Origin of the sequence: Arcobacter venerupis (assembly GCF_013201665.1) — a bacterium.
In the GTDB taxonomy this organism is placed as follows: Bacteria; Campylobacterota; Campylobacteria; order Campylobacterales; family Arcobacteraceae; genus Aliarcobacter; species Aliarcobacter venerupis.
Window position 1 is genome coordinate 3,033,030 of sequence record NZ_CP053840.1, and the last position, 12,493, is coordinate 3,045,522.

12 protein-coding genes are annotated in these 12,493 nt (G+C 29.2%); 6 read left to right on the plus strand and 6 right to left on the minus strand.

Going from position 1 to position 12,493, the window contains the following annotated elements; genetic code table 11:
* Positions 1-23 precede the first annotated feature (23 nt).
* Genes fabZ through mreC form a run of 5 tightly spaced genes read left to right on the plus strand, consistent with a single transcriptional unit; the run spans position 24 to position 4,363 of the window.
* Positions 24-467, plus strand: a complete 444-nt coding sequence (gene fabZ / locus AVENP_RS15015; protein ID WP_128359516.1) for a 3-hydroxyacyl-ACP dehydratase FabZ — start codon at positions 24-26, stop codon at positions 465-467.
* A gap of 11 nt (positions 468-478) precedes the next feature.
* On the plus strand, positions 479-1,261 hold the full coding sequence (gene lpxA, locus AVENP_RS15020) for an acyl-ACP--UDP-N-acetylglucosamine O-acyltransferase (protein WP_128359515.1): 783 nt from the start codon (positions 479-481) through the stop codon (positions 1,259-1,261).
* A gap of 12 nt (positions 1,262-1,273) precedes the next feature.
* A complete protein-coding gene (gene clpX, locus AVENP_RS15025) occupies positions 1,274-2,494 on the plus strand; it encodes an ATP-dependent Clp protease ATP-binding subunit ClpX (protein ID WP_128359514.1) in 1,221 nt (406 codons plus the stop codon).
* Positions 2,495-2,508: 14 nt separating this feature from the next.
* Positions 2,509-3,540: a rod shape-determining protein gene (locus AVENP_RS15030; RefSeq protein ID WP_128359513.1), complete on the plus strand. Its 1,032-nt coding sequence runs from the start codon at positions 2,509-2,511 to the stop codon at positions 3,538-3,540.
* Entirely contained in the window at positions 3,533-4,363 is an 831-nt protein-coding gene (mreC, locus tag AVENP_RS15035; protein ID WP_128359512.1) for a rod shape-determining protein MreC, read from the plus strand. The genes AVENP_RS15030 and mreC overlap by 8 nt, the downstream gene beginning before the upstream one ends.
* A gap of 5 nt (positions 4,364-4,368) precedes the next feature.
* On the opposite strand, the gene ribE is transcribed toward mreC, so the two are convergent.
* Positions 4,369-4,992, minus strand: a complete 624-nt coding sequence (gene ribE / locus AVENP_RS15040; RefSeq protein WP_128359511.1) for a riboflavin synthase — start codon at positions 4,990-4,992, stop codon at positions 4,369-4,371.
* A gap of 157 nt (positions 4,993-5,149) precedes the next feature.
* Between ribE and mnmG the strand changes: the two genes are divergently transcribed.
* A complete protein-coding gene (gene mnmG / locus AVENP_RS15045) occupies positions 5,150-7,021 on the plus strand; it encodes a tRNA uridine-5-carboxymethylaminomethyl(34) synthesis enzyme MnmG (RefSeq protein ID WP_128359510.1) in 1,872 nt (623 codons plus the stop codon).
* A 34-nt stretch (positions 7,022-7,055) separates the two neighbouring features.
* Here the strand turns inward: mnmG and AVENP_RS15050 are convergent, their stop codons facing one another.
* From AVENP_RS15050 to AVENP_RS15070, 5 genes are all read right to left on the minus strand, one after another.
* The gene (locus tag AVENP_RS15050; protein WP_128359509.1) at positions 7,056-7,637 is read right to left on the minus strand and encodes a nucleotidyltransferase family protein; all 582 of its coding nucleotides are present in this window, start codon (positions 7,635-7,637) and stop codon (positions 7,056-7,058) included.
* Positions 7,624-8,514: an XdhC family protein gene (locus AVENP_RS15055; RefSeq protein WP_128359508.1), complete on the minus strand. Its 891-nt coding sequence runs from the start codon at positions 8,512-8,514 to the stop codon at positions 7,624-7,626. Before AVENP_RS15055 ends, AVENP_RS15050 begins: the two co-directional genes overlap by 14 nt.
* A 6-nt stretch (positions 8,515-8,520) precedes the next feature.
* Positions 8,521-10,656, minus strand: coding sequence for a molybdopterin cofactor-binding domain-containing protein (locus AVENP_RS15060; protein WP_128359507.1), 2,136 nt, complete (start codon positions 10,654-10,656; stop codon positions 8,521-8,523).
* A 1-nt stretch (position 10,657) separates the two neighbouring features.
* Positions 10,658-11,113, minus strand: a complete 456-nt coding sequence (locus AVENP_RS15065; protein WP_128359506.1) for a (2Fe-2S)-binding protein — start codon at positions 11,111-11,113, stop codon at positions 10,658-10,660.
* A 233-nt stretch (positions 11,114-11,346) separates the two neighbouring features.
* On the minus strand, positions 11,347-12,369 hold the full coding sequence (locus AVENP_RS15070) for a thioredoxin family protein (protein WP_128359505.1): 1,023 nt from the start codon (positions 12,367-12,369) through the stop codon (positions 11,347-11,349).
* Positions 12,370-12,493 lie beyond the last annotated feature (124 nt).

Genomic DNA, 12,493 nt, shown 5'->3' on the forward strand with positions numbered 1-12,493 from the left:
TCAATAAAAAATCAGGATATTATATGTTAGATATTACACAAATTCAAGAGATTCTTCCTCATAGATACCCAATGTTACTTGTGGACAGAATTACAGATATGGAACTTAAGAAATCGATAAAAGGTTTCAAAAATGTTTCTATATCAGAACCAGCTTTTCAAGGACACTTTCCAGGTCATCCAATTTATCCAGGTGTATTAATTTTAGAAGGTATGGCTCAATGTGGTGGTGTTTTAGCTCTTAAAAGTTCTGATTTATCAGACGAAGAGATGAAAAAGAAAGTAATCTATTTTATGAGTATAGACAAAGCAAAATTTAGAACTCCTATAAAACCAGGAGATAGATTAGATTACGAATTAGAAGTTGTTAGAATGAAAAGTTCTTTAATGACTTTAATAGGAAAAGCCTATGTTGATGGAAAATTAGCAGCAGAAGCAGAATTAAAAGCTATGATAGTTGATAAATAATAGGCAAATAAATGAACAATATTCATAAAACAGCAATAATTGAAGAAGGTGCAATATTAGGTGATAATATCACTATTGGCGCTTTTACAATTATTGGAAAAGATGTTAAAATTGGTGATGGAACTGTGATTCATTCACACACACTAATAGAAGGAAAAACTACTATTGGTAAAAATAATCAAATTTTTTCTCATGCTAGTATAGGAAGTATTCCTCAAGATTTAAAATTCAATGGAGAAGATGTTGAATTAATTATTGGAGACAATAATAAAATAAGAGAATTCACTCTGTTTAATCCAGGAACTATTGGTGGTGGTTCAGTTACTAAAATTGGAAGTAATAACCTATTTATGGGATATACTCATGTTGCCCATGATTGCATTATTGGAGACAATTGTATATTTGCAAATGGAGCAACATTAGCAGGTCATGTTGAGTGTGCTGACTTTGTTGTTGTTGGAGGATTAACTCCAATTCATCAATTTTGTAAATTAGGAACTCAAGTAATGGTTGGTGGGGCATCAGCTGTTGCTCAAGATATTCCTCCATTTTGTTTAGCAGAAGGAAATAAAGCAGTTTTAAGAGGTCTTAACTTAACAGGATTAAGAAGAAGATTTGAGAATAGAGAAGATATAGATGCTATAAAATCAGCATATAAAGAACTATTTGAATTAGGAAAACCTCTTCAAGAAGTTGCACGTGAATTATTTGAAACAAATGAAAATAAACATGTTAAAGAATTAGCTAGTTTTGTATTAAATACAAAACGAGGTATTCCTTTTAACAGAAAGTAAGATAGGTAGAAAATGAGTAAGATTATATGTGATTTTTGTGGAGCAACGGATACGAGAGATAATCCCGTAATAGCTGGAGATAATGCTTGTATTTGTAAAGCTTGTATAACAGCAGCAAATGAAATTATGAATGGGAATCATCCAGACGAACAAGGTGATAATAAAATCACTCCAGCAGAAGCTAAAGAGATTAAAATTAAAACTCCTGCTGAACTAAAAAAAATATTAGATGAGTATGTAATTGGTCAAGATAGAGCTAAAAAAGTTTTATCAGTTGCAGTGTACAACCATTATAAAAGAATTTTTAGACATAATGAAATTGATGATGATACAGAATTAAATAAATCAAATGTACTTTTAATTGGACCAACTGGTTCAGGGAAAACACTACTTGCTCAAACTATTTCTAAATATCTTGATGTCCCACTTGCAATTGCAGATGCAACAAGTTTAACAGAAGCTGGTTATGTTGGTGATGATGTTGAAAATGTTGTAACAAGACTTGTTCAAGCAGCTGATGGAGATATTAAAAAAGCAGAAAGAGGAATTATTTTCATTGATGAAGTTGATAAAGTTGCTAGAATGAGTGAAAACAGATCAATTACGAGAGATGTTTCAGGAGAGGGTGTTCAACAAGCTTTATTAAAAATTGTTGAGGGTGCTGTTGTGAATGTTCCGCCAAAAGGTGGAAGAAAACATCCTGGTCAAGATGCACTTCAAGTTGATACTACAAATATTTTATTTATTTGTGGTGGAGCTTTTGATGGCCTTGAAGATATTATCAAGAAAAAACAAGGTGCAAATGTACTTGGATTTAATCAAGATAAAAAAGGCAAAAATGACCACGATAAAGTTTTATCAAAAGTAGAAGCAGATGATTTAGTGAAATATGGTTTAATTCCTGAATTAATAGGAAGACTTCATATGGTTGCAACTTTAAATGAAATAACAGAAGATGATATGGTTCATATCTTAACTGAACCAAAAAATGCATTAATTAAACAATATATCAAACTTTTCCAAATGGATGATGTTAAATTAGAATTTGAAAAAGAAGCATTAAAAGAGTTAGCAAAATTAGCAATTATTAGAAAAACTGGTGCTAGAGGATTACGTTCAATTTTAGAAGATATTATGTTAGATATAATGTTTGATCTTCCAAAATATAAAAATAAAACTATTACTATTTCAAAAGAAGTTGTTCTTAAAACCAAAGAACCAAAAGTAGCATAAAAAAGGATATACAAGTGTTTTTAGATAAATTAATAGGTCTTTTTTCAAGTGATATGGCAATTGACTTGGGAACTGCAAATACAATCGTTTCTGTAAGAGGAAAAGGAATTATCATAAATGAACCATCAGTTGTTGCGGTTCAAAGTGATAAACATGGTAAAGATAGAATTTTAGCTGTTGGTCAAGAAGCTAAACAAATGATTGGTAAAACTCCTTTAAATATTCAAGCTGTTCGTCCAATGCAAGATGGTGTTATAGCTGACTTTGAAATGACTGAAAGAATGATTAGGTATTTTATCGAAAAAGCACACTCTAGAAAATCTTTTATTAGACCAAGAATCATCATTTGTATTCCTTATGGTATTACTCAAGTTGAGAAAAAAGCAGTTGAAGAATCAGCAATGAGCGCAGGGGCAAGAGAAGTGTTCTTAGTTGAAGAACCAATGGCAGCTGCTATTGGTGCTGGAATTCCGGTATCTGATCCATCTGGTTATGTAATTGTTGATATTGGTGGAGGTACAACTGAAATTGGTGTTACTTCACTTGGTGGTTTAGTTTTATGTAAATCTATCAAAGTTGCTGGTGATAAATTTGATAAATCAATTATTGAACACGTTAGACAAAACTACAATCTATTTATTGGTGAAAGAACTGCTGAAAATATTAAAATTGAAATTGGTACTGCAATAAAACTTGATACTGAATTAAAAATGAAAGTAAAAGGTAGAGATAACTCAGGTTTACTTTCTACTATTGAGCTTGGTAGTGAAGGTGTTAGAATTGCAATAAAAGAACCTCTTAAAGAGATTGTTTCAGCAATTAAAAGTGTATTAGAAAATATGCCACCAGATTTAGCAAGTGATATTGTTGACAATGGTGTTATTATAACAGGTGGTGGTGCATTAATTAGAGGATTAGATACTTATTTAGCTGATATTATCAAACTTCCTGTAAAAATTGCAGATGAGCCTTTATTATCAGTTGCATATGGTACAAGCCAAGTACTAGATCAAGCAGAGTTATTAAAATTAATTACTAATGCGTAAATTCATTTTTGTATTTCTTTTTATAATTGCAGGATTATCTTATCTTTTTAAAATAGATGAACTGCTAGTTGAAAAATTTAGTTTTGTTAATGATATGAAAGTGTTATATATAAATAAAATTATTAATTTTTCAACTTCAGTTGAAAAACACTTTGAACAAGTGAATACAATTACTAAATTAAAAACTGAAAACAATGAGTTAAAAGAGTATAAAATCTTATACGAAACTACACAAAATCAACTTAATACTTTAAAAGAGTTTTTAGTAAATGTTGATATTCCAGATAATAATCCAAAAATTGAACTTGTAAAAGTTCTTTCATATATGAATTTTGATGATTTTACAAAAGTTTGGTTAGATAAAAAAATCAATAATGATTCAATTTTAGGTCTTATTACAGATAATTACTCAGCTGGTATTGTTGTTAATAAAGATGGCCGAGCAGTTGGATTATTAAATGGAAATAAAGATTGCACTTATGCTGTTTTTATTGGTGAGGGGAAAGCACCTGGAATTATCACAGCATCATCAAAACAAGATGAATTAGAAATCAAATTTATACCTATTTGGGCAGACCTTAAAAAAGGTGATGAAGTTATAACTTCAGGTATGGATAACATCTTTTATGAGGGTTTAAAAGTTGGAAGAATTATTGAAGTTACAGATTTAGCAGATATGAAAGTTGCAAGAGTAAAACCTTATGCAAATGTTTTAAAGAAAAAATATTTTTACACTTACAAAAACAATCCTGAATATGTAAACCCAATTATAGAAAATAAAGATGCAAAAAAAGAAAAAGGAAATGCTAAAAATAAAGAATAAATATTCTAATAATTAGCCATTATCTTATCTACCTCGCCCCAGCTTAAACCATTATCTTTTTTCTCTTTATTCCCTTGAAACATATTATAAATATATCTTGCAAACATATCCGTCTCAAGATTTACTTTTGTTCCAATTTTATAGTTTTTAAACAGTGTATTTTTAACGGTATGAGGAATTATTGTAAGTCTAAAAGAGTCTTTCATAACTTCATTAACTGTAAGTGAAACTCCATCAATTGTAACACTACCTTTTGGAATAATATATTTAGAATATTCGCTTGGCAATGATACATAAAAATCTGTTGAATTCCCATTTGCTTTTATAGATTTAATAGTTCCAACACAATCAACATGTCCTTGAACAATATGACCTTCGAATCTATCACCCATCATCATTGCAGGTTCTATGTGTACTTCGTTTTTATAGTTTTCCATTGCAAGAATTTTTTGTGATTCTGGTGAAAGCTCAACAGTGAAAGTGTCACTTGTAACTTTTACAACAGTTAAACAAGCGCCATTAATAGCTATTGAATCTCCAATTTTTGGATTGTATTTTGCATGTAATGTCAAAAAATTGTTTTTAAAACTAACAACTTTTGCCATTTCTCTTATAAGTCCTGTAAACACTTAAAAAACCTTTTGATATATTTCAGGTATAATATCTAAAAATTGTTAAGAAGCTAATTTTAACTACTTTTAGTAAATTTCTTAGATAAGTGGAAGAAAACATTTATCTAAGGAATTTCCAAAATATAAAATCACAAAAAAATATATAAGGAATAATATGGATTATGATGTAATCGTTGTTGGTGGTGGTCATGCTGGAATTGAAGCATCACTAGCAAGTGCAAGAATGGGTAAAAAAACACTATTAATAACTATGTTAGTAGAACAAATAGGAGCAGCTAGTTGTAATCCTGCTGTTGGAGGCCTTGCAAAAGGTCACCTAGTGCGAGAACTTGATGCAATCGGTGGAGAAATGGGACTTTGTACTGATACAGCTGGTATTCAATTTAGAATATTAAATGCCTCAAAAGGTGCAGCTGTTCAAGGAAGTCGAGCTCAAATTGATATGGATAAATATAGAGAGTATATGAGAAAAGTTTGTCATAATACGCCTAATTTAGAAGTATATCAAGATGAAGTATCTGCACTATTAGTAAATGACAAAAATGAAGTTTACGGAGTTAAAACAAAATTAACAGAAGAGTTCACTTCTAAAAAAGTAATCATTACAACTGGAACTTTTATGAGAGGACTTATTCACATTGGTGAAAATAGTTATTCTGCTGGACGAGCTTGGGAATTACCATCTAGTACACTTTCAATTCAATTAAAAGAATTAGGTTTAAATGTTGGAAGACTAAAAACAGGAACTCCATCAAGAATTGATGCAAACTCTATTGATTTTTCATCTATGGATATGCACGGTGGTGATGTAAATCCATCTCCTTTTTCATTTAGAACAGATAAATCTAAATTTTCACCAACACAATTTCCTTGTTATATCACATATACAAATTTAGCTACCCATGAAAAAATATCTTCTAACTTCTATAGAGCACCACTTTTTACAGGTCAAATTGAAGGATTGGGACCAAGATATTGTCCAAGTATTGAAGATAAAGTAAATAGATTTAGCGAACGAGATAGACATCAACTATTTTTAGAACCTCAAACAGCAATGTGTACAGAGTATTATATAAATGGTCTTAGTACATCTTTACCAATTGATGTTCAAAAAGAGATGATTCACTCAATAAAAGGTCTTGAAAATGCAAAAATTGTTAGATATGGATATGCAATTGAGTATGATTATATTGACCCAACTGAGTTAAAACATACACTTGAAACTAAAAAACTAAAAAACCTTTACAATGCTGGACAAATAAATGCAACAACAGGTTATGAAGAAGCAGCAGCACAAGGATTAATGGCAGGAATTAATGCAGCACTGGCAATTGATGAAAAAGAGCCATTTATTTTAAGACGAGATGAAGCTTATATTGGAGTTTTAATTGATGATTTAGTTACAAAAGGAACTAATGAGCCATATAGAATGTTTACTTCACGAGCTGAATATAGACTTCTTTTAAGAGAAGAAAATGCCGATTTAAGATTATCACAATATGGTCATAATTTTGGGCTAATAGATGATAATACTATGGCAAAAGTAGAAAATAAAAGAAAAGTTATTGATGAAGCAATCGAGTTTATGGCAAATGAATGGGTAACTTCTAAAAAAGAGACTTTAGAACTACTTGAAGCAATTGGTGAAGAAAAAATCAATGACAAAGTTCTACTTGTAGATTTAATAGGAAGAAACACTATTGATGCACCTAAATTTGATAAATTAGTTCCAACTTTAGCTTCAATTGATGATTATTTAAAAGAGCAAATAATTATTGAAGCAAAATATTACAGATATATTCAAAAACAACAAAAACAAATTGAAAAAATGAAAAAAATGTTAAAAGCTACAATTCCTGAAAACTTCTCTTTCAAAGGATTAGCTGGATTATCAAATGAAGTTATTGAAAAACTTGAAAAACATAGACCTCCTACTTTATTCAACGCAAGTTTAATTTCTGGAATTACGCCAGCAGCTTTGGATATTATTCATTTAAATATAAACATAAAATCACAGAATCAATAAAATTGATTCTGTGATAGTTAATAGAAGAACTTAGTTATTTCAAATATTTCTCAATATCTTCTTTAGTATCAATATCAACTGCAAACTCTTTTTCAAGTTCTATATTTATTGTTTGAGAATTTTGCAGTAGATGTTTTGCACCAAAATCTTCATTTAATTTCTCAAGTTCAGCATAATACTTTTTTGGGAAAATAGCAGGAACAGTTGATTTATTGGTGTGTTTATAAAATGAGCTTATTATTGTTTTATTGTCTATACTATTTTTTAATTTTTCTAAATGACTTAAAGGTATAAAAGGCTGATCGCATAATAAAACCAATGTATTCTCAAACTTTGAGGTACTGCTTATTCCAAAAGATAAAGATGATCCTAAACCTTTTTCATAATCTTTATTATATAAAATATTAATATCAAATTGCGCCAACTCTTTTTGGCATTTCTCACTATTATGGCCTAAAACCACATAGACATTAGATGAAATTTCTAGGGCTTTTTTAACAGCTATTTTTAGAAAACTTTCATCTTTATATTTTAAAAGTTGTTTAGTTATTACGCCTAGTCTTGATGATTTTCCTGCTGCTAGGATTAAAACTGCTAGATTATTAGATTTTTGCATTTTTTCTTGCTTCTATTTGTGCACAAATTGATAAAGCTATTGATTGGTGAGTATTTCCACCTATATCAAAACCAACTGGAGCAAAAAATCTTTTATCATTTTGAAGATTAAACTCTTCAGTTTTTCGTTTCATATTTGTTTTATTTCCCATAAGTCCTATATATTCAACTTTTGAGTTAAGTAAAGCTTTTAAATATGCATCATCTGTTTTTGGACTATGACTTAAAATAACTGAGGCATTATAAGAACTTAAATCCATAGATAAAATATCTTCAAAGTTCTGTAATTCTATGATTTCATCTGCTTGATTTATATAATGCTTTTTAATATTTATATCCATTATTGTAGTTTTCCAACCCATAAGATTTGACATACTTACAAAGGATGTAACATGAGCACCTGAACCAAAAATCAAAAGAGAATAAGGTAATTTTATTGTTTGATAAAACTTGTTTTTATCAAATTTTGTTTCAATTTTTTCATCTTTAAATTCATACTCATCGGTTTTTATATCTCTTATTAATGTTTTGCTAAAACTTTTTAAAGACTCACCCAATATTCCATAATCATCTTTGAAAAAGTAAGCTTGCAGAAAATATTTACTATACCCATGTCCAGAGGACTCATCTTTTGGGATATTTTCAAAATATAAGGATTTTTTGTTTTCAAAGGCAGTTTTTGAATACTCTAAAATTTGATTATGTAGATGTTTACTTCCAAAAACGCCTACAAACTCAAGATTAGAGTTTATAAGCATAAGATTTCCAGCTTTTGCATAAGTAGAACCTAGTGTTTCAACAACACTAACTCCTACTAAATCAAGACATTGATTTTTACTATTTTGAATAAATTTTAAATACTCTTTATTCTCAAACATAAGATATTAACCTATTTTAATTGGCATTGAATGATATCTTATTCCAGTTGCATCAAATAGTGCATTAGGAACGGCTGCTAAAATTGGAGGAACACCTGGTTCTCCAATACCACCTATTTTTTCACCTGAGTTTATGATACTTACTTCCATTTCAGGAGAATCAGAGATTCTAGTTACTGTATAGTCATAAAAGTTGTTCTGTAGTGCTTCTCCATTATTAATAGTTATTTCACTATATTTAAGTGCTGCTATTCCAAAGTTTATAGAACCAGTTATTTGATTTTCTACATTTTGAGGATTGAATGCAAATCCACAATCAACACTTGCCCAAACTTTTTCTACTTTGAAATCATCTTTTGTAACTCTCACTTTTGCGATTTGAGCACAAATTGTTCCAAAAGATTCATGAATAGCTACACCATAACCTACATTATCTTCTTTTTTTCTATTTGCCCAATCTGCTTTTTTAGCCACATCTTTTAATACATTTATAAATCTATGATTTGTTAACATTTTCAATCTATACTCAATCGGGTCAATTCCAGCTGCAAATGCTGCTTCATCAACTATTCCTTCGATTGTTGGAGAACTTTGTGTGTGACCCACTGATCTCCACCATAATACAGGGATTGGAGAATCTACTGTATAAGCTTGCATATCATGGTTATTTATTTTATAAGGATGATCTACCAGACCTTCTTTTTGTCCTCCATCTACCCCATTTATATATCCAAATGCTTCAAAAAGAGAACCTTTAAAAATAGATTGTGAAGTTACTTTTGCATCAAATGCTGAGATATTTCCTTTCTCATCTAAAGCAACTTTTACTCTATTTTTATATTTAGGTCTATAATTACCCATTTTAATGTCATCTTCTCTTGTCCATAATGTCATAATTGGGAACTTTTCATCTTTTGAAACATAAGCACCATCTAAAACAAAATCTAAATTAATAGAGCCTCTTCTTCCAAAACCTCCACCTAAATATGGAGTGTTGTATTTGATATTTTCAGGTTTTACATCTAATACTTTTGAAATTGCCCCTAATGCCATTGTTTGTGATTGTGATGAAGACCATACAGTTGCTTTTTCTTTTTCTTGATGAATAACTATTCCTAAAGGCTCCATTGCTGCATGGGCTAAAAATGGATAATTATATTCTGCTTCGATTGTTTTTTTTGCACTTTCAAAAGCTTTTTTACTATCTCCATCTTTTCTCATAGATGCACCATCTTTTTCCATCATTGCAGAATATTGTGCATCTAATTCTTTTTCACTTGTATTTTTAAATTCATCATTTTCTAATACTACAGTTATATCAAGTAAAGCTTGTTTAGCTATCCACCAATGTTCAGCAATAACAGCAATTCCTGAAGGGATTTGTTTTACTTTTATTACGCCTTGTTTTTGTAAAACTTTACTTGCATCAAAGCTTTTTATTTTTGAACCAAATATTGTTGGGTGATATACAGCTGCATACTTCATATTTGGAATTCTAACATCTATCCCAAATTCTGCTTTTCCAGTAACTTTTGCCCAAGCCTCTTTTGGATGTCTAGGTTGTGGCTTACCTACAAATTTACAATCTTTTAGCTCTTTTATTTTAGGATTAGTTGGAATTTTCATACTTGATAATTCACTTACTAAATCACCAAAATTCATGCTTTCTTTAGTTTTCTTATTAAAAACTTTTGAATCTTTTGTATAAACATCATAAGTTCTTACTTTCCATTTTTTAGAAGCAGCTTCAATTAACATCTCATTTACAGCAGCTCCTATTTTTCTCATTTCTAATTGTTTACTATAAACAGAAGATGAACCACCTGTTATCATCAATGGCCCAAAAACACTGTAATAAACTGGTGCAATTGATGCTGGTTTGAAGTTTATATCTTTCCAATGTACATTTAACTCTTCAGCAATACACATAGATAGAGTTGTATACGTACCTTGCCCCATTTCAACTTGTCCAATAATAAAATTGATATTATTATCTGGTGTTATCTCAACAAAAGCATTTGGTTGTAATGGTTTTTCTTCTTTTTTAGTTTCACTAGCTTTTGATTTAGTTGGTACATAAAATCCAATAACAAATGCTGCACTTACAGCTGTAGTTGTTTTTAAAAAATCTCTTCTTTGCATTTTAAGCCTCCACTGTTGCAGCTTTTATAGCTGTTTTGATTTTATTATATGTTCCACATCTACAAATATTTCCATTCATTGCTGACAATATTTCTTCTTCATTTGGTTTAGGATTTGATTTTACAAGTCCAGCTGCATTCATTATTTGTCCAGATTGACAATATCCACATTGAACCACATCTTCTTGTACCCAAAATTTTTGTAGTTTTTGTACAGTTTTATCTGTTTGTGTTTCTATTGTAATTATTTTTTTGTTTCCAACTTCACTAAGAGGTGTTGAGCAACTTCTAATAGCAATATTGTCAAGTAACACTGTACAGGCTCCACATTGTCCAACACCACATCCAAACTTCGTACCAGTCATATTTAAATAATCTCTTAATACCCATAATATTGGTGTCTCTTCTGATATATCTTTTAATTCATATTTTTTATCATTTACTGTAATAAATTGCATTAATTATCCTTTATTTAAAACTTTTATCCATTTATATTATAGAAAGTTTTGAATCATTTCAGTATATAATTTCTCCATATTTCTTGCCTAATTCTACAAATTAACAGTTTAATAGAATTATTTATTAGCATTAATTATGTGTTTTGGATGTTAGAGGTTTTAATAAAGATTTTTATTAGTTTTAAAGTAAGATTATCTTAGAAAAACAGCACTTCTCATGAAGTGTTGTTTTTTTATTCTGCAATATTAATATTTATTCCTTGTTTTAAAAGTTCTGCTTCTCTTACTTTTAAATAATCCAAATAACTTCTTGGATACTGTTCATAATATTTCCCACTTACATATCTAAGTATCTCTTTGAAATGAAATGAATATAAAAGTGCATCAACAGTTGTGATTAGTTTTTTGTCATCATAAAGTAAAACGCCCGGCCTATAATCTAGGTTTATTTTTTGTGCCCATTCTTTTGGTGTTGTTTTATTTCCATCAACATCAATAATTTCTTCTGTACTATTTGCATCTAATCTTATAGCTGTGAATTTTTTTAATTCACTTTTTACATCTTTATTTTTTAGTACTTTATCATGAAAATAATCACACTGAGTACAACTACCATCTTCAAAGATAATAGCAAGAGGCGTTTTTATTTTTGATAAATCTTTGATATTTTTAAACATATCATTATCTTTAAAAGTATAAAGAGTTTGTTTATCGATTTTGTTAGCATATTCCATTAAATTCATATTTTTATAATATTCACCTTGAATATATTCCAAAATCAATTTAAAATCTTCTGGACTTCTATATCCATTTACTCGTAAAACAATCTCTTTTTTATCATCAAAAAATAAGATTGTTGGACTATATTGAATCTCTAATTTTGAAGCTAGTTCTTTTTCACTTAACGTTGTATTTTCATCCCAAGTAACTTCGCGACTTCCTTTTACATTTATTTCAACTACATCAAAATATTTTTTTATAAAATCACTTGTTTTATTCTGTTGTAAAAAATTATCTTTTAACATTTTTGCACAATAAGGACAAGCATCTAAATCCATAAATATCATGTAATGTCTATTTTTCGCTTTTGCTTCATCAATATCTTCTTTAATATCTAAAAAACTCTCTTTAAACCAACTAGGAATTTCATGTGATACTCCACCACTTAATTTTCCCTCTTGAGCATTTGCATTTATACTTAAAAATGTAAAGATTAAAAAACACATAAACATTACTCTCTTGAATGATAATTTCATAAATTCTCCTTATTATAATTTTATATATTCTATTGTATTAAACTTTAATATCAAGAAATTTTTTTTTATTTTAGATACAATTTCACAATAACAAGACACTTAATTTATTTTCAAAAGGTTTATA